Source organism: Spirulina subsalsa FACHB-351 (genome assembly GCF_026130165.1).
Taxonomy (GTDB): Bacteria; Cyanobacteriota; Cyanobacteriia; order Cyanobacteriales; family Spirulinaceae; genus Spirulina_A; species Spirulina_A subsalsa_A.
On record NZ_JAIHOM010000100.1, the window covers coordinates 1 to 18,920 of the forward strand.

General features: G+C 48.3%; 14 protein-coding genes and 1 pseudogene. 8 read left to right on the plus strand and 7 right to left on the minus strand.

Annotated elements, in window-relative coordinates; genetic code table 11:
• Positions 1–182 precede the first annotated feature (182 nt).
• Positions 183–632: a response regulator gene (locus tag K4A83_RS17055; RefSeq protein ID WP_265265851.1), complete on the minus strand. Its 450-nt coding sequence runs from the start codon at positions 630–632 to the stop codon at positions 183–185.
• 243 nt (positions 633–875) lie between these two features.
• On the opposite strand from K4A83_RS17055, the gene K4A83_RS17060 reads away from it, so the two are divergent.
• The gene (locus K4A83_RS17060) at positions 876–3,065 is read left to right on the plus strand and encodes a Tex family protein (protein ID WP_265265852.1); all 2,190 of its coding nucleotides are present in this window, start codon (positions 876–878) and stop codon (positions 3,063–3,065) included.
• Between the two features lie 174 nt (positions 3,066–3,239).
• On the opposite strand, the gene K4A83_RS17065 is transcribed toward K4A83_RS17060, so the two are convergent.
• Positions 3,240–4,094 (minus strand): universal stress protein, encoded by an 855-nt coding sequence (locus K4A83_RS17065; RefSeq protein WP_265265853.1) that lies wholly within the window; start codon positions 4,092–4,094, stop codon positions 3,240–3,242.
• A 255-nt stretch (positions 4,095–4,349) separates the two neighbouring features.
• Here K4A83_RS17065 and K4A83_RS17070 point away from each other — a divergent pair, with 255 nt between their 5' ends.
• Positions 4,350–4,649: a hypothetical protein gene (locus tag K4A83_RS17070; protein WP_265265854.1), complete on the plus strand. Its 300-nt coding sequence runs from the start codon at positions 4,350–4,352 to the stop codon at positions 4,647–4,649.
• A 122-nt stretch (positions 4,650–4,771) separates the two neighbouring features.
• Here the strand turns inward: K4A83_RS17070 and K4A83_RS17075 are convergent, their stop codons facing one another.
• Both K4A83_RS17075 and K4A83_RS17080 read right to left on the minus strand, forming a co-directional pair.
• Positions 4,772–6,463: a DUF3685 domain-containing protein gene (locus tag K4A83_RS17075; protein WP_265265855.1), complete on the minus strand. Its 1,692-nt coding sequence runs from the start codon at positions 6,461–6,463 to the stop codon at positions 4,772–4,774.
• Positions 6,456–7,808 (minus strand): GAF domain-containing sensor histidine kinase, encoded by a 1,353-nt coding sequence (locus K4A83_RS17080; protein ID WP_265265856.1) that lies wholly within the window; start codon positions 7,806–7,808, stop codon positions 6,456–6,458. The genes K4A83_RS17075 and K4A83_RS17080 overlap by 8 nt, the downstream gene beginning before the upstream one ends.
• Positions 7,809–8,199: 391 nt before the next feature.
• On the opposite strand from K4A83_RS17080, the pseudogene K4A83_RS23475 reads away from it, so the two are divergent.
• From K4A83_RS23475 to rseP, 6 genes and pseudogenes are all read left to right on the plus strand, one after another.
• A pseudogene (locus tag K4A83_RS23475) lies at positions 8,200–8,481 on the plus strand (DUF3155 domain-containing protein); the annotation flags it as partial.
• A gap of 390 nt (positions 8,482–8,871) precedes the next feature.
• Positions 8,872–9,054 (plus strand): hypothetical protein, encoded by a 183-nt coding sequence (locus K4A83_RS17090; protein WP_265265858.1) that lies wholly within the window; start codon positions 8,872–8,874, stop codon positions 9,052–9,054.
• A gap of 152 nt (positions 9,055–9,206) precedes the next feature.
• Positions 9,207–12,293 (plus strand): phosphoenolpyruvate carboxylase, encoded by a 3,087-nt coding sequence (gene ppc / locus K4A83_RS17095; protein ID WP_265265859.1) that lies wholly within the window; start codon positions 9,207–9,209, stop codon positions 12,291–12,293.
• 113 nt (positions 12,294–12,406) lie between these two features.
• Entirely contained in the window at positions 12,407–13,123 is a 717-nt protein-coding gene (locus K4A83_RS17100) for a GUN4 domain-containing protein (RefSeq protein WP_265265860.1), read from the plus strand.
• A 119-nt stretch (positions 13,124–13,242) separates the two neighbouring features.
• Positions 13,243–14,739 (plus strand): GAF domain-containing sensor histidine kinase, encoded by a 1,497-nt coding sequence (locus tag K4A83_RS17105; RefSeq protein WP_265265861.1) that lies wholly within the window; start codon positions 13,243–13,245, stop codon positions 14,737–14,739.
• Between the two features lie 102 nt (positions 14,740–14,841).
• Positions 14,842–15,933: an RIP metalloprotease RseP gene (gene rseP / locus K4A83_RS17110; RefSeq protein WP_265265862.1), complete on the plus strand. Its 1,092-nt coding sequence runs from the start codon at positions 14,842–14,844 to the stop codon at positions 15,931–15,933.
• 220 nt (positions 15,934–16,153) lie between these two features.
• Here rseP and K4A83_RS17115 read toward each other — a convergent pair whose 3' ends face one another.
• The 3 genes from K4A83_RS17115 to K4A83_RS17125 form a co-directional block, all read right to left on the minus strand.
• Complete coding sequence (locus tag K4A83_RS17115; RefSeq protein ID WP_265265863.1) at positions 16,154–17,371, minus strand: hypothetical protein; 1,218 nt, start codon at positions 17,369–17,371, stop codon at positions 16,154–16,156.
• Entirely contained in the window at positions 17,359–17,766 is a 408-nt protein-coding gene (locus K4A83_RS17120) for a hypothetical protein (protein ID WP_265265864.1), read from the minus strand. The genes K4A83_RS17115 and K4A83_RS17120 overlap by 13 nt, the downstream gene beginning before the upstream one ends.
• A 399-nt stretch (positions 17,767–18,165) precedes the next feature.
• On the minus strand, positions 18,166–18,920 hold a 755-nt coding region (locus K4A83_RS17125; RefSeq protein ID WP_265265865.1), incomplete at its 5' end, for a CHAT domain-containing protein.

Here is an 18,920-nt window from a genome sequence, read left to right on the forward strand (position 1 = left end):
ACGGTAGGGCATACCGGAACTCACGCTTGGGGAGAGATTCCCTCTGGCTTGGTTGGATACGTCCTGCCAAGTTAAGGAAACTCGTTGAACCAAGAATCCCTCGCTTTTAGCGATGGGAGTGTCAAGGAATTGATGTGAAAACCTAAGAAAAATTCCCGAGTTTCAGAAAAAGGGGGATGACTTCACAGGAAATTCTCAATACACTGATTCAAGTTCGCTACATCGAAGGGTTTGCCAATAATCCCAGCCACTCCAAGGGAAGCAAAATAATGTTGATCAAATAAGCGGACTCGTTCCAGCAGGATGATAATAGGGATTAGGGTTGTCTCAGCATTTGCCCTTAGAGATGTCAGGAGATCAAGGGAGGAGGGCATCAGTTCAAAATCCCAGAGAATAACATCTGGTTTAGCACTCCGGGCAAGTTCCAAAGCCTCTGAGGGACTGTTAGCCGTTAAAACCGTCCAAGATGTGGTCATTTCTAAGGCCATTTGATGGATTAGAAGTTGATCCGGGTCCGTTGTGATTAACAGAACTTGTGTAATGTGGGAGGAATGGCAAGAAAAATGACCAGAGGGGTTGATTTGACAGGACAAACCAGGAGCAGTCACTTCTTGAGCGGGATAAATGCTCATGACAGGCATAGTGAAAGAAGTGGGGTAGATTAAAGGATCAGGAGTTACAAGGTGAGCTTGAGGATGATTGGTCAGAAGTTATAATCTTGGCTTCACTGTACAAGGAGTTTGTGAAAAAACTGTGAATGGGACGAAAGGACTGATGAAGCTCACCCCACCTGCGAGGGCGCGAGGTGGGGTCGGGTGTCGCTATTTTGTTCAAATAGGATAGACAATGGGCTTGAGGCAAGAGTAGGAGAGAAAATGAGTTTTAATTCAACCGATAGATTCACACAACGTCTGGAAACGAGAATCGCCGAGGAATTATCCCTAGGGGTGTCTCAAGTGGAATCGGCATTAGATTTGCTACAAGAGGGGGCGACTATCCCTTTTATTGCTCGTTATCGTAAGGAACGGACGGGGGGCCTCGATGAAATCCAATTGCGGGAGTTAGGGGAGCGCTTCGATTACTTGACGGAATTGGAGAAGCGGAAACAGACGATTTTAGAGGCGATCGCATCTCAAGACCAACTCACCCCAGAACTTCAGGCCAAAATCCTCACCTGTAGCCAAAAAAACGAACTCGAAGACCTCTACTTACCCTATAAACCCAAACGCCGCACCAGGGCCACCCTTGCCCGAGAAAAAGGCCTCGCCCCCCTCGCTCAATGGCTACAAAGCCAAAACACCCCCCAATCCCCCCCCGTAAAATTATTATCAGCCGCCCAAGATTATCTCAACCCAGAACAAGGCATTGAACAACCAGAAGATGCCCTACAGGGAGCCGCCGATATCCTAGCCGAAGGAGTAGCCGAAAAAGCAGACCATCGGGCCTATTTGCGCGACTATCTCAGCCAAAAAGGGGTATTCGTCGCCAAAATCAAAAAAGACTATCCCCCCGGAACCACCAAATTTGAAATGTATCGGGACTATCGCAGTCCCTTAACCAAAACCGCCCCCCATAACATTCTCGCCCTGCTCCGGGGAGAAAGCGAAGGCATCTTAAGCCTTGACATAGACTACGATGAGGCCTTTGTCCAGAGCTACCTCGAAGAACAAGAAATCCACACCCGCCACCCCGAACTCCGGCAATTCTATCAGGGGATGTTAAAAGATGCCTTTAAACGTCTCATGCGGACTTCCCTCCTCACAGAAATTCGGGGGCAGTACAAAAGTTTTGCTGACCGAGAATCCATTAAAACCTTTGAAGCCAATTTACGCCATCTTCTGCTCGCCCCCCCGGCCGGGATGAAACCCACCCTCGGCATTGACCCCGGGTTTCGCACAGGCTGTAAAGTCGCCGTATTAGACCAAACCGGGCAGTTTGTCGAGTATCAGGCTATATTCCCCCATACAGGGGAGCAGAAGCGTCAAGGAGCCGCTAAAACCCTACAACGACTGATTACCCAGTATGAGATTGAATTGATTGCCATTGGGAACGGAACCGCCTCCCGAGAAACCGATGCTTTTGTAGGAGAAGTCTTAGCAACCTTACCCCAAAAACCCATTAAGGTGATGGTGAATGAGTCCGGCGCTTCAGTCTATTCCGCCAGTCCTGTAGCGATTGAGGAATTTCCCCATCTCGATATTATCGTGCGCGGTGCCATTAGCATCGGTCGTCGTTTACAAGACCCTCTGGCCGAGTTAGTGAAAATCGACCCCAAATCCATCGGCGTGGGACAATATCAACACGATGTAGACCAGAAATTGCTGAAACAGAAGCTAGAGGAAACCATCGAAAGCTGTGTAAACTATGTGGGGGTTGACCTCAACACCGCCTCAAAAGAACTTCTAACCTTTGTTTCGGGTTTAACCCCCAGTATTGCTCAAAATATCATTACCCACCGCAATCAAAACGGCGCATTTCAGAACCGTCGGCAACTCCTGAAAGTATCTAAACTCGGTCCCAAGGCCTTTGAATTGTGCGCGGGGTTTTTGCGCATTCGCAACGGAGAAAACCCCCTCGATAATACAGCCGTTCACCCAGAAAGCTATGGGATTGTGGAGCAGATGGCCAAGGATCTCCAGTTGCCTCTAAAGAACATCAGTCAAGGAGTCTCCCAACTGCACCGTCTGGATCTCCAGCGCTATGTTACCCCGGAAATTGGACTCCCAACCTTGCAAGATATCATCAAGGAGCTAGAAAAACCGGGACGAGATCCCCGAGATCAGTTTCAATACGCCACCTTTAGAGAGGGAATTCAGGAAATTAGCGATCTTGAAACGGGGATGGAATTAGAAGGGGTGATCACCAATGTGGTGAATTTTGGCGCGTTTGTAGATATTGGTGTCCATCAAGATGGTTTAGTCCATATCTCCCAACTGGCTAATCATTTTGTCAGTGATCCTAAAACTCTTGTTAAGGTTGGGCAGGTAGTCCGGGTAAAGGTGTTAGAAGTAGATCAGAAGTTGAAGCGAATTAGCCTCTCAATGAAAGCAGTGCATCCTCGATAATCTTTAGGCTTTTATCGATTTTTGAGGATAACTGCTTATTTTTTTGATTATTTTTTTTGGGGAATTTAACCCACATCCTAGGGGTAATTCATCAACTACCCCTAGCACAACTGATTGAGGATTGTTCTATCTGTTCAGAAACTGGGTTTCTAATGGTCAAAGAAAACCCGGGGGTTAACTTTCATTTTTTCGAGTTAATAGAACCGGACAATTGGCATTCACCCGCACATAATCGGAAAGAGAAGTTCCTAACAATCGATCTAAATCGGGTAAGGCTTTAGCCACAGAAGGACGACGATCAGGAGATCCTAATAAGAATAAATCTACATTTTTTTCGTCCACTAATTTACAAAGTTGCTCACCGGGTTTTCCTGCCAACACAACAGCACTGTAGGGAATGCCAAAGCGTTTGACTTTCGCGATCGCGGCAGCAACAATGGGGTTATTTTCTGTTTCTGCTCTAGAAAGGGGTAATAATTTAGGGTCTAAATCTGGGTTTACCCGTGCCAAAATGAGTTCAACTCCTGTAGAGCCATTTAATAAAAAGGTGGCTAAATCTAAACTACTTTGGGAGGTTTCTGATTTATCTAGGGCGACCATAACCCGCTTTAATTTGCGCACATAGAGGTCATCGCGCACTAATAACATGGGACGTTTGGCTAGTTGAAAAACATATTGACTGACAGAGTTTTCTAAAATAGCCACAAGACGTTTTAAGCCCCGAGAACCCATAATAATTAAGTCAGCTTCTACTTCTTCAGCTACTTTTAGTACCGTGTCCTTGGGTTCTCCTTGACGCTTCAGGGTGGTGATTTGCTCGGGATTTAAATTCAGGGTTTCCACGGCTTTGGCGAGTACCTCATCCGCTTCTGCCATTTTGCTGCTCATGGCATCCTCTGAGGCCTGGGGGGGAACAATGGTTAAAACAGTGACATTGACACCCTGAAGACTCGGCAAGTCCAGTAAGGACTGCAACATTTCTTTAGAATTTCCTGTGCCAGAATCTGCTAATAAAATCTTTTTAATCATTGCAACAATCCTTTTGTATCGGCTACAAAGTTTGTAGGTTTTATCCCTCTCTCTTTGATCTAGAATACGGTAAATCTTGACGAAGAAACTTAACGAAATGTTACTAAGATTATAGATTTATGTCATTTTTTAAGCTTAGAGTAGTATTAACCGCCCTCAGACGTTCGAGAATTGCCGGGCTTCACGTCCTGAGAGTCTCGGATTGATAAGGGTTTGGGGGATGTTGTTTTCTCTGGAAATGCGCTGTTTTTGATCATGTTATCTGAGACTCATTATCTGATTCGCTCTTTACAAAATGGGCAGTATTTGGTGGCTCGTCCTCATGGCGAAATAGATCGGACGGGGTATTTACTGTTATTTCACGAGCATTACGAGGCGTTAAGTTATTTGAATACTCACGGGCAGGATGTGGCAAACCAGTTTGCTGTGGAGTGTCTGGGGAAACCTCAAGTGCGGGGCTTGCTTGACCGTTGGGGGTTTCAGGGTGTGGGTTTGGTGCGAGATCCTCTCATTCCTCAGATTGATTTTTTGCGTTACGACGGAATGGGGAATTGATAATTGATAATTGATAATTATTCCCGACTCCCCTGCTCCCCCGCTCCCCCGCTCCCCTGCTCCCCCGCTCCCCTGTTCCCCCGCTCCCCCGAGTTATTGAGCAAGCCCTAGATAAGGATAAGCTATTCTCGCATTCTTTCCCGTCGATACCGGGTTTCTTGTACCACATTCCCTAACCCTTGAATCATCCCTCGACCAATTAAACCAATTCCTTTACCAATCACTTGGGTTAATACATAAACGACACCACTTCCGAGGAAGGAAACGACGGCACGGACGCGAGGGGCCAGGGCATCCCGTCCTTCTAGGACAATTGTCACTAACCAAGGAATTCCTTCTAACTGTTCTAATTCCTGTAAACGGGGGGCATAAATGGGGGTAATTCTTAACTGTCCTCTGTCTAAGGTATATAACCGATATTGACTCTCAAAAATGGCTTTCGGGTTTTCTAAATACCTATCTTGACGGTAACGCCATGATAAGTTATTCCGAAAGCGGGCAATTTCACGGGAGGAGAGAAATTGTCGTTCGTAGAGGGTATATTTTAAGTTTTCAAGTTCAGCAAATTGATTCAGAACAAACTGGATCACTCCGTTAGCGACTTGTAAGATTAAATGATCTAATAATTGACTGGCGCGGGTTTTGGCTTCGGGAGATTCGGGACGATAGGGGACGTTTTCAATGAATAACGGACTTTCAAATAATAAGTAGTTGAGTAAATCTAAACTGAGGGGAATTTGACTTAAACAGTTTTCCTCAATGGGGGGTGTATTCTGAACAATACAATCAAATAAGGGGCGATTGTTCCACTCACTGATGTAGGGACTTAAGAAGGCTAGGGCGGATTTTTGCCATAGTTCTCGCAAGATTAAACTCTGTTGGTTTGCTAACTCGTCTGGGGTAACTTTTAGGAGTTCTAAATCTTCGAGAATTGCCTCTAATTGCTTGACGACGCGATAGAGGAGTTCTTGTTGTTTTTCTCGTCTCAATATTTCTAGTTCTAAGCAAATCGCTGTAGAATTTTGTAGGCCAAAGGCGAGTTTTTGTAAGAATTGGTCTAATAAACTGGGGGCTGGGGTGAGGGCGCCGGGGGCTTCGTTGAGGGGGATGGGGTAAGGATCAGGGGGTTGAGGAGAATCGGGGGGGAGGGAGGGCTGAATAACCACCTCTACGGGGAGCAGTTGATTCACTAACCAGCGAGCGGTTTTGAGTTCCCGTTGTCGTCCTTGCCAGAATAACCAATCCAGGGAGGGGAGATTTTCGCGGTTGAGTTGTTGACTGACTTGGTTGAGGGCGTTCTCGATTTGCTTTAGACCTGAGGAACGGAGATTATATAACCAACGGGGGGGGGTTTGGGGGGTTTGGGGGCTGCTGAGGGCGGGAGGTTCTGGGGGAAGGTTGGGCCAGTGGGGGGCTCCGGTGGCGAGTTGGCGGATGGTGTTGGTGATTTCGGCGATCGCACTCCCTTTGGGCAAATATCCGCTAATCCCCTGTTGTTGGAGGGTTTGGAGCAGTTGGGAATCCTGATAGCTGGATAAAAATAAGGTGGCGGCCTGTTGCTGTTGGCTGAGGAGGTTTAACCCATCACTGACCTCCCTACCCCCTTCTAAGCTTAAGTCGAAGACAATGACCCAGACCTGTTCTGAAGCGTCAGGATTGGGGGCTAGGAGGTCACGGAGCGCGTCTAATCCTTGGGCTGGGTCAAGTTGTCCCCTAACCTCTAAATCGGCTTCTGAGGCTAAGGCTGTGGCTAACCCTAGGCGAAAAATAGGGTCAGGGTCAATCAACAGGAGGGCAATCTGAGAATCAGTCATGCTGAAAGGGGGCAGAATTAAACAGGGGCAACCAAAGAATCACACTGGTTCCGGGTTGAGTGGGAGAGGGGGGGAGCAATCCGAGGTTTGGGTTGGGCTGACGAGGACTCATGATCTCAATTTTACCCTGCATTTGGTCGAGCAATTCTTTCACGATGGCCAAACCTAACCCGGTGCCTGGGATGCTTCCCTGAGCTTGAACTCCCCGATAGTGCCGTTGGAAAATCTGTCCTTGATCGGCTGGGGGAATGCCTAATCCTGTATCATGAAGGGCTACTCCTTGATAAGTGCCTTGGGGGGTAATTTCCGTTAAGCCTGCTTCTAGGGCTACCCCCCCGGTTAAGGTGTATTTCAGGGCATTATCGAGCAGGTTACTGAATACTTCCCGTAGGGCTTTGCCATTGGCGAGAATGGGGGGAAGATGGGGGGGGAGGTGGGTAAACCATTGAAGGTTTTTTTCTTGGGCGATCGCACTGGCCGAGAGTAGGAGGGGTTCTAAAATGTCCAATATCTCCACTGGAGCTAGTTCTAACCTAGCCCCCGGGAGCAGGGAGAGGGGACGAGAAGACTCGGCCGGGAGGAGTTTTGGTGTGGGGGTGAGTTGGGTTTCTAAATCCTCGGCATACTGTTCAAGACCTTGTAGTAAATCTTGCAGGCGATCGCTTTCTCGCACAATACTCTCTGCAATCTTATAGTTGCGATCCTCTGGTAAAAAGCGTTTAAGCAGTAATTTACTGAACGTGCGCAAGGCCGTCATGGGATTGCGAATCTGATGGAGGAGATCATCCAAACGATCCGTCTGTTCCCCCATAGAGCGCAAACGCTGGTCTAGCTGCTCATGAACTCCTCGGGACTGACGATCTAAAAAACAAGCAATCGCCAAGGTTTGCGCGACTTTCTCCAGTTGGGATAATTCCGTTTCGCTCCATCCCTCCTCCTCCCGTCGCGTCACTAATACCCCTAACACCTCGTTGTTGTGAAGTAACGGCAGAACAATCTGTTGTTCTTCGCTCAGGGGGGAAGCTATAGACGACTTAGTTAAGGCCGTTGATTGGGGAGGCCCAGGATGGGCTAGCTCGCTCAGGAAGACCCCCGCAGGCGGTAAAAGGGGATGGGATAAGGGAGTCTGGGGCTGGGTCTTCTGGGGCGTTCTAGATGGGTTTGGAACAGGTTTAGCTGTAGCTCCCTCGGGATACACCACCACTGGAACTAATTTAGGGTTAATCCCTTCCACCCACTGTTCCGTTAAATACACCGCACAGGACACTAAATCAAAGCTCTGGGCTAAAAGTGCCAGTTGAGCTTGACATAGGTTAACAAATTCACGACTGCCAGAAAGGGACATATTACTAGGGGAGATTGAATTTCACCCGGCCAAGAATACCAAAAACACCGGATTTGAGACTGGCCGCACCTCTGAATAGATTAATAGATTATGAGACTGTCAACTTTTCCTAAGAATCTGCCACCATGTGGGATCAACTCCAAATTAATGAGGTATCATACTTAAGTAGACTCAACACACCTCAAACTTTTTCCCTGAAACCCTTGATTTTTTTGCCCAAAGCAGATATACTAGGCACGGCTTTTGTAACTATTATTACATAATATGTTAGCCGAAAAGGGTCTTAAACCAAAACAGGTGTTAAGCCCAAACAGGTGTTAAACCAAAACAGGTGTTAAACCAAAACAGGTGTTAAACCAAAACAGGTTAACCAGAATAGGAGGTAAGCAGATTGGCAAGAAAACGTAAGCGCAAAAGTCGTCGTCGCCAAGAAGGACGCAAGATTCTGGAGTTAGTCCCTCAGTATAACCTAGAAAGTGGTGAAGATAAACCCGTAACAGCCGCACGCAAGTATATCGCTTCAGAAGGGATAACCCCCCCAGCGTTATTAGTTGTTAAGCGAAACGAGCATACCACAGATCGTTATTTCTGGGCGGAAAAAGGGCTATTCGGGGCGCAATATGTGGAAGAGAATCATTTTCTTTTTCCCAGTTTACGCTTGATAGCACCACAAAATAATTCCACGACTCCAGCAAGGGTATCTCAAGGATCAAGTTCTCAAGTCCAAAGCTCTGAAACTCAGAACACCCAAACTCAAAATACCCAAACTCAAAATACCCAAACAAAAAGCGCAGTGGCAGCACCGATAGTTCCATCTATGGTTACATCTCTAGGCAGCCGCTAACGCTCAAAACCCTTAATTTGACAAGAAAAACGAAGGCGATTCGATTTTTCATCTCCCCACTTTACCAGAAAATGGCAAAGTGGGGTATTAACATCTGGGAAATGATTAAACGATGAGGTAGGACAGGTAAAATCCTGGGGTTAAAATGACTTAAATGCTTGATATGGTTGTGATTTTGTTAAATCTGAAGAGAATCTTTATTTTTTAAGGCAAGAAACCATGAAACAACAGGATGTTCGGATGGCCTCGGAACTGTTAATGAGTGCTGGGGTGGTTTCCCTTTTGCTGGGAGTCATTGTAATGGGTGAAGTGCTGCAACGCTTGCAGGATGTGGGAGAAGTGGGTGAGGAAGTGTTTCGGGGCGATCGCCTTCCTGTTCTCCCTTTCCCCGAGCCTCAGTAACCAGTGATTAGTTATGAATTATCAATTTTCAATTCCCTAATCCTTCCAAATTGTCTGCAAACCTTAAAGGATCACCTTCAAAATCGACCCAGATGTACCACAAGACCGTAAAATCATAAATTAGATTGATGTTATAAGACTAGAACACCATTATGAGTTCGCTTCTCCAATCGTCCGACCCAGCATTAACCGTCCCCTCCTCCTCAATGCTGCTTTTGCGTCATCGCCTCAAACTGATCGAGGATTTATGGGAGTCGGTGTTAGAGTCGGAGTGTGGAACGGAATTAGTCAATCTGTTGCGTCAACTGCGTACCATGTGTTCCCCCGAAGGACAAACCACGAATTTAGATCAATCGGCTGTCCTGAAATTGGTTGAACATCTTGACCTCAACGAAGCGATTCGCGCTGCCCGGGCCTTTGCGCTGTATTTCCAATTAATTAACATCCTTGAACAACACTACGAACAACGGGAACAGCAACTCTCCCGCAGTGCGACCTATAAAGCGCTACAACAAAAGGTCAAAGATGCCAAAACCCCTACTTATAATGGGACAGCCGGAGATTCTGGGGAAAATTCGAGTCCTGTCGGTTGGCAACAACTCGAACGGAGTTGGCAAGATACTGATCCCACTTCCCAAAAAGCCAGTACATTCCAGTGGCTATTCTCCTATCTGTACCGCCAGAATATGCCCCCCCAAAAGATCCAGCGTCTGCTGGATAATTTAGACATTCGTTTAGTCTTTACGGCACACCCGACGGAAATTGTCCGGCATACCATCCGACGCAAACAGCGCCGAGTTTCTACGATTTTGCGGCAACTGGATCGGGCAGAGGACGCTTTTCGTGGGGTGGGGTTTGATAATTCTTGGGAAGCTGAGACGGCCATCGAACAACTTTATGAGGAAATTCGCCTCTGGTGGCGAACTGATGAACTGCATCAGTTTAAACCCACGGTATTAGATGAGGTGGATTACACCCTGCACTACTTCCAAGAAGTGCTATTTGAAACCATACCGGAACTCTCGGAACGGTTGCAACAAGCCCTGAAAAGTACATTTCCCCACTTACGCCCCCCGCAAAACAAGTTCTGTTATTTTGGTTCTTGGGTGGGGTCAGATCGGGATGGCAACCCTTCAGTGACTCCCCAAGTTACTTGGTCTACGGCTTGTTATCAAAGGGATTTAGTGCTAGGGAAATATTTGCAGTCTGTTGAGGAGTTAAGCAATATTTTGAGCTTGTCATTGCACTGGAGCAATGTATTACCGGAATTGTTGGATTCTTTAGAACAGGATCGCGCTCATTTGGGGGATGTGTATGAGGAGTTAGCGATTCGTTATCGTCAAGAACCCTACCGCTTGAAATTGGCCTATATTCAGAAGCGGTTGGAAAATACTCGCGATCGCAATCGTAGTCTGGCTAACGCTGATTTTTACCAAATGCAAGCCCTAGAGGAAATTAATCCCCGCCTGGTTTACCATTCTGGGGAGGATTTTCTGGCCGAATTGCGCCTGATTCAGCGCAATATGCAGGAAACTGGGCTACGTTGTCGGGATTTAGACCGCTTAATTGCCCAGGTGGAAATTTACGGTTTCTATCTCGCTCACTTGGATATTCGCCAAGAGTCTCCCCGTCACGCCGAAGCCATTAACGAGATTGCTGAGTATTTGCAGATTTTACCCAAACCCTATGAGGAGTTAACCGAGGTCGAACGTCGGGAATGGTTGGCGGCAGAATTGTTAACTCGTCGCCCCCTCACCCCCCCAGAAATGCCCTTTTCTCAGCGCACCCAAGAAACCTTAGAAACCTTCCGGGTGGTACGTCGTTTACAAAAAGAGTTCGGGCCGCAAATTTGCCAAACCTATGTCATTAGCATGAGCAATGATGCCAGTGATGTGTTGGAGGTGTTGTTACTGGCTCAGGAAGCCGGATTATATGATCCCGCAACCGGGAAGAGTAGCCTTAAAATCGTGCCGTTATTCGAGACGGTGGATGATTTACAACGAGCGCCGGGGATTATGCGATCGCTCTTTGAACTAGACCTCTACCGCGCTGCCCTAGTGGGGGGATATGAAGCCCTCAAAACCTTTGAAAATTCCCCCACGGATCATCCCTACTCCCCTCGGCCTCACTCCCAACCGTTACAGGAAGTGATGTTAGGCTACTCCGACAGTAACAAAGACTCCGGTTTCCTCAGCAGTAACTGGGAGATTCACAAAGCCCAAAAAGCCCTACAAAAACTGGCCAATGAATACGGGTTTGCCCTGCGCATCTTCCACGGTCGGGGCGGTTCCGTTGGTCGGGGCGGGGGGCCAGCCTACGAAGCTATTTTAGCCCAACCCAACGCCACCATTGAGGGGCGGATTAAGATTACCGAACAGGGAGAAGTGTTGGCTTCTAAATACTCCTTGCCGGACTTAGCTCTTTATCACCTAGAAACCGCTTCTACGGCAGTGATTCAAGCCAGTTTGTTGGGCAGTGGGTTTGATGATATCGAACCCTGGAATCAAATTATGGAGGAATTTGCAGCGCGATCGCGGAATTGTTACCGGGCATTGATTTACGAACAACCCGACTTTATTGATTTCTTTATGTCTGTCACCCCCATTCAAGAAATCAGTATGTTACAGATTAGTTCTCGTCCAGCCCGTCGGAAGTCCGGCAAAAAAGACCTCAGTAGTTTACGGGCGATTCCTTGGGTATTTAGCTGGACTCAAAGCCGTTTCTTATTGCCAGCTTGGTATGGAGTGGGGTCGGCGCTGCAAAGTTTCCTCGATGAAGAGCCGGAAGAAAACCTCAAATTACTGCGCTATTTTTACTTGAAATGGCCCTTCTTTAAGATGGTGATTTCTAAAGCAGAAATGACCCTCGCCAAAGTCGATTTACAAATGGCGCATCACTACGTCAGTCAACTCTCAGCACCGGAAGATTTAGAGCGGTTTAACCGTTTATTCGAGCAAATTTCCGAGGAATATCAACGGGCGAAACGAATTATTCTAACCATTGCCGATCATCAACAATTGTTAGATGGGGATCTAGAACTCCAACGGTCGGTACAGTTGCGCAATGGGAATATTGTTCCCTTGGGCTTCTTACAAACCTCCTTGCTCAAGCGCCTGCGGGAATACAACCGTCAAGGCCCCACGGGAGTGATTCACTATCGTTACAGCAAGGAAGAGTTGTTACGGGGTGCCTTACTCACCATTAACGGCATTGCGGCCGGAATGCGTAATACCGGTTGAGGGCGTGAATCCATAATTAATTATCAATTCTCAATTATCAATTCTCAATTGAAGCGGGTCATCAATCAGCGTATTCTGGAAAGAAGGAAGATTGAGAACACCGAACAACCTAGATGACACTCCAAAACACTCCATCCCAGGAAAAACCCGATATCGAGACATTGCGGCAGCAACTGACCACTGGGAAGACCCAACAACAGTACAGCGCGATCGCCCAATTAGGCCAAGCCGGAGATTCTGGACTGGCCTGCTTAATGGACTATTGGCGAGAACAACCCCAAATCACCCCCAGCCCCCTCCTCGGCAAGATTCATCAAGCCCTCTATGCCGCCCAAACCCCCGCCACCGAAAACTTTTTGCGCAACTATCTCCCCAGTGGTTTAGTCCCCCTTAAGTCCGATTGCCAAGTAGACTATCAGCCTTTAGCACAACATCTCATCGCCCAAGAATTTTTAGAAGGCGATCGCCTCAGCCTGCAAAAACTCTGTGAAGCCGCCGGAGAAGCCGCCCAAAACCGGAAATGGTTATACTTCTCAGAAGTCGATAAAATCCCCGTCACCGACTTTCACACCGTCAACACCCTTTGGTTAACCTACTCAGAAGGTAAATTTGGTTACTCCGTCCAACGAGACTTATGGTTAGCCCAAGGTAAAGACTTCTCCAAACTTTGGGATAAAATTGGCTGGCGCAAAGAGAACAACTGGACCCGCTACCCCAACGAATTTATCTGGGATCTCAGCGCCCCCAAAGGTCATTTACCCCTCTCCAATCAACTACGGGGCGTTCGCACCTTCGAGGCCATTCTCAGACATCCCGCTTGGACCAGTTGATTCCCGAATTGGAGTGATTTTCCGCCATTAACCGGGAAAACTAAGAATAACATCGGGAATGTTTTGAGTTCTAATCAGCCGTGATGCTAACAGCTAATTTGAGATGCGGGAGTAGTGCAGTGAGCGTAAATAATCGGCTTTTTTGCCGTTTAGATGGTCTAACGTCCAATACCCGAGAACAACAACGCCTTGAACGCTTAAGTCAATTGGGACTATTGACCAGCGACCTTGTTCCCGTGTTTGATGAAGCAACCCAAACCGTTGCCCGTTTCCTCGCAACACCCATCAGCACCCTAAATTTATTGGTGGAAGATCAACTGTGGTTAAAATCCACAGTAGGCTTGTCCCATGTGGGTTTAATGAGTGACCTAGCCAACTCCCGCCGCCTACCATTGATTGAGTCCTTTTGTCAATATATCATCGACACCCAACAGCCTCTAGTTATTGAAAATGTCGCCCAGGACGCCCTATTTTCCCGCAGTATCCTATTTCAACACTACGGTATCCATGCCTATGTAGGAGTGCCATTAATCACCCAAGAACGCGAATGTATTGGCACCTTAACCGTCATGGATCTCCACCCCAGATCATTTTCCCCCCAAGAGATTGAATTTTTAAACTTAACCGCCCGTTGGTGCATCAGCGAGTACGAACGTAGCCAACTGCTCCCCCTTAGTCCCCCTCAAGCTAGGGATAGCCTCACAGAACCGACCCAAGGCAGTGCAGGCTGGACTAGCCCTAATTATAGTTCTGATGTTTTAGTCATCGAGGAAGGGAAGAAACCCGAAGCCCCCAGTTTAGCCTTAAACACCGTAGACACCCTCAAAGTCAAATTATTGGCCACCTTAACCGAAGAATTACGCAATCCCTTGACCTCCATTATGGGCATGGCGAGGGTGTTAGAACAGGGCGTTTATGGCAGTTTGACCCCCAAACAACGGGAGTATATCGAGATTATCTACCGCAGTGGTCAAAACCTATTAGCCCTAGTCGAGGAAATTCTGGGACTCGAAGTATTAGACCAGAAAAACCGTCAACTTCAGTTAAGTGCCGTCGATATCGAGATGATCTGTCAACAGGCCATCTCTAATCTGCAATCCTTCATAGAACTACAACAGCAACAAATCCACCTAACCGTAGAACCGGGGAATCGCATTTGGTTACTCGACAAAGAGAAAGTCAAACAGGGGATTTATTACCTAATTTTTAGTTTACTCAGTGCCGCCCAACCCGGCAGCCAAATTGATGTTCATGTTTCCCGTCACACCGGGAAAACCCTCTCCTCTCCCCATCTCCAGATAGCCCTCTGGACATCCAATCCTTGGTTAAACCCTGAACACTTAGAAGAGCAAAACACCGAAGGATGCACAGCCAGTCAAGAGCTAACCAGCGCCTCATTGTTAACCCATCATAGTGTTCCCCTACTCAAAGGCACCATAACCCCCGAAGATCAGCCCCAAGAAATTGATTTAGCCTCTCGGGAGGGCTTAGGTTTATTACTCTGTTGTAGTTTAATTGAACTACATGGGGGCAGTATTACCGTACAAGGTACCCCAGAATTAGGTTATCGGTATCTGCTTAAATTGCCCCAATTGGAGCAAAAAACCCCCAACTAGCCCCTCAGCAGACCATCTTTGCTTACTCTAAGCCCACCCTCAAGGGAGATTCCTGTTAGACTGGAGTTTTGAGTAATGTAAAGTAAACTTATTTTTTAAACTATGTCCGTTCTGGCCGCGATCGCAGTCCTCGTTGTTTTAATCATCGTCCACGAGTTGGGTCACTTCGCCTCAGCCCGTTTACAAAATATTCACGTTAACCGTTTTTCCATTGGTTTTGGTCCGATCCTACTCAAATATCGGGGCAAAGTTACAGAATACACCGTCTGCGCCATCCCCCTAGGCGGGTTTGTCGGCTTCCCCGACGACGACCCCGACAGCGACATCCCCCCCGACGACCCCAACCTCCTCCGCAACCGTCCCATCTTAGACCGGGCCATCGTCATCAGCGCCGGAGTCATTGCTAACTTAATCTTTGCCTACTTCCTCCTAGTCACACAAGTCGCCACCTTTGGTCTACCCGACTTTGACTACAAACCCGGAGTCGTCGTCCCCGAAGTCCTGACCACAGAAGTCACCGCCGCCCAAACCGCAGGCATGGAAGCCGGAGATATTATCCTGAAAGTCGAAAACGAGACCCTCAACGCCTCTCAGGAAGCCGTCCGCTTGTTAATGAATCGGATTCAAACCTCCCCAGAACAACCCCTCAACTTAACCATTCAACGGGGAGACGAAACCTTAGCCTTAACCGTCACCCCCCAGCGGTCAGACGATGGCAAAGGCAAAATCGGCGTTGTCCTATCCCCCAACGGCCAAATCACCCACCGTCACCCCAACAGTATAGGAGAAGCCTTTACCGTTGGCGGCAATGAATTCCAACGTCTCACCAACTTAATTTTAGGCGGGTTTATGCAGTTAGTGAGCAACTTTGGCGAAACAGCAGGTCAAGTTGCCAGTCCCGTTAAAATTGTCGAAATTGGCGCAAACTTAGCCAGTTCTGATGCCGGGAGTTTATTCCAATTTGGCGCACTCATTAGCATCAACCTAGCCATTATTAATATTTTGCCCTTACCTGCATTAGATGGCGGACAACTCGCCTTTTTATTAATTGAAGGACTCTTAGGCAAACCCTTACCCGCCCGGATTCAGGACGGCATCATGCAAACCGGATTTGTCTTGTTATTAGGCTTAGGCGTGTTTTTAATTATTCGCGACACCGCCAATTTAGCCGTCGTCCAGCAGTTATTTCAGTAATTAGGGCTTGTTGAATAACTCTACTCGTGGGGCTAGGGAACAGGGAGCAGGGGAGAAGTAATAGGGAATTGATAATTGACAATTGACAATTGTTTCCGACTCCCGATTCCTGACTCCCTGTTCCCTATTCCCTATTACCCCATCTTGACAAGTTAAGACCTCAAGTTAGAAGTCAAGAGCATCGGGAGTCGGGAATCCTCTCCCCTGCTCCCCTGCCCCCCTATTCCCTAGGATTCCCCCTTACCCAACACAAGACCAAATAACTCACTAAACCCAAGGCCAATCCTAACCCTAAACTTAGCCCAAACGTATAGAGGGGGCGTGACGTTTGCCCAGACCAAGCACCAGCCGCCGCCGAAGACACCCCAATCCCCACACCAGCCGCCCCAATGAGGTTTTCAACACGAGAATCCCGCTCCCCCCGTGCCGCATCCACAATCACCTGCAACGTCTTAATATGTTGCTCCCGCACCCGCAGCCCCGGACTCAAACTCTCAATATCCTGCTGAATTTGCTCCTGATAAATCATCCCCTGACTGTCCCCAAAATCCGCCCACAACTTCAAGTCACTCGGTTGAATATAGCGAGCATCAGCCGTTAAACGCTGCAACCGCTCAAAACGACGCTGATAAGCCTTGAGATTCGTCTTCAGGGTTTGCAATTGAAGCGACAACCCCTCAATCCCCCGCGTGTGACGATCCAGTTTCTGCATATTGTCATACAACAGGCGGCGCAACTCCTGAAAATTGCCCCGCACCGCTTGGGAAGTCGTCAAGTCAATCTGACTGGGGGGAATCACCTCACTGGTCAAAGGAAAAAACGCTTCTTGACTCAACAGGGCCTTAATCTTACGGCTTTGTTCATAGCTCCAGCGCACCTTATGTTCATAATAGAAAAGCCGTTGCAATTCATAATAAAAATCACTAAACCCCAACATCGTTTCCCGATCTGGAGCCAAAATAACGAGCAAATGTTCTCCTGAAGGTAAAACCGTAGAACAGAAAGAATTCCCCACCAAGCGCCCCGTTTCCAGTCTCTCTCCCTCAACATTCCACAGCTTGAGAATTTCCTGGAAGACCTGTTCTTCCGTCTCCTCCCGGATTTGTTGCCGCCAGCGCGTGATCACTAGCCAAGATTGACCGATAGACCCCTCAATCCCCGCGAGGTGTCCTTTCAGCTTCTCCAAAACCTCCAGAGGTTGGGGTTTTTCCTCCTCCCGCACTGCCCCATAGAGCAGTAGACCCATGGTATCCCCTAAATCGCGCTCCCCATAAATCGCCTCCCAATCCTTGTCTTGGTAATAATCCGACTGACCGGAAACCTGCAAAGCCTCGTGGTCTTTTTGCCATTTCCCCCAAGTGGGATGGCCTTGAGCTTGGTTAACGGGGTAACGGTGATAACTAAAACAGAATAAATGGGGATAAATCAAGGCTGCCATCCGGTCACTCCCGCCGCCCAACTGAGGGGATCTAACCCTGATGCAGCCAAGGATTCACGAGCCTTCTGATCAGGTGTTGGACTGCCGATAATTTCTTCTGCGGATAAAGCCACATTGGTTTCTTCGCTATTTGCTGCGGTGTCAGAACTCTCTGGGGATACTCTGGAACGCATGATCTTGTTCCGTCGCTGAATCGTGTAGCCCGCCACCAGTTGACGATGAAAGGTCTTGTAGCGGTCCCAGAATGAGGGGTTAGGTATAGCTTGCTGGGCAGCCCGAAAAAACGCATCGGGGTTATCTTTCCAGAGAGTGGCATCTAGGGAGGGAATTGTTTCCTCCTCGGGGCTAGTGACCAAGGTGGCGAGAAAGGCTGTCATGAGGGTGTTCATGGTCATCAGGCAATGAAGGGTGGGGGGCTATCTCTATGATGCCTTAAAACAGTTAAGAACCACACCGGGCAAAAGAATTGATAATTGATAATTGTTTCGCGGTCTGTAGGTTGGGTGAAGCGCCAGCGCAACCCAACACCCCCACGAATGTTGGGTTACGTTCCACCTAACCTACCAACTAAATCCCTGTAGGTTGGGTGAAGCGCCAGCGCAACCCAACACCCCCACGAATGTTGGGTTACGTTCCACCTAACCTACCAACTAAATCCCCGTAGGTTGGGTGAAGCGCCAGCGCAACCCAACACCCCCATAAATGTTGGGTTACACTTCGTTCCACCCAACCTACCAACTAAATCCCTGTAGGTTGGGTGAGTAAAGAAACCGGGTTTCTGAGCGTTAACAAGCTCACATCACGTCACCATGAAGGACAAAACTCGCCCAATGATAGGGCGTAGCATAGGGTTTATAATCCGGTGGGTGTTGTTCCGGTTTGTCCTCAATATTCGCCGCTATACTATCGCACCACATCTCAGCATTGAAACTTAAACCGGGCTGGATTGCCTCACGATACCACTGGGCGAGGTCTTGCCATGTTAAGTGTTGCAGACGGGTTTGAGCGTGGTGGAGGGCTTCGACTGGGTTCTGGTGGGTCTGGTAGTGGCGGAAGAATTCCACTACGAAGATCATGCTTGCATCTTCGTCCACCGTCCAGAGGGTGCTGAGGACAAATTGACTGCCTTGGTCGCGGAAAATGGCGGGAAACCCGACAAACTCGTTGATGAAGTCTTCTGTGTTGGTGATACCCGTTTCGCAAGCTCCCAGACAGATTAGGGGGAGGTTGAGGGCTTCTATGTCCCATAGTTCCTCTAGGGTGAAGGGTTTGTCATGGCTGAGAAGTAGGGCGGATTTCATGGGGTCGGTGGGGTCATGTTCGCCGTGTCCGGTGAAGTGGAGAAAGGGGGCGGGGGTTTGCAGGGTTTGGCGGAAGGCGGCGGGGGTAACGTGATCTGCGGTTAGGAGTTGGGAGGTGGGGTAAAGGTGATGAATGAGGTCGGTTTCGAGTTGGGCGAAGTTGATGGTTTGGCGGGTGGTGGGGTGGCCGATGAGGTGGGGGGGATGGTCGGTGGGGGAGGGTTTTTGGGGTGGGGTATGGGTGAGGT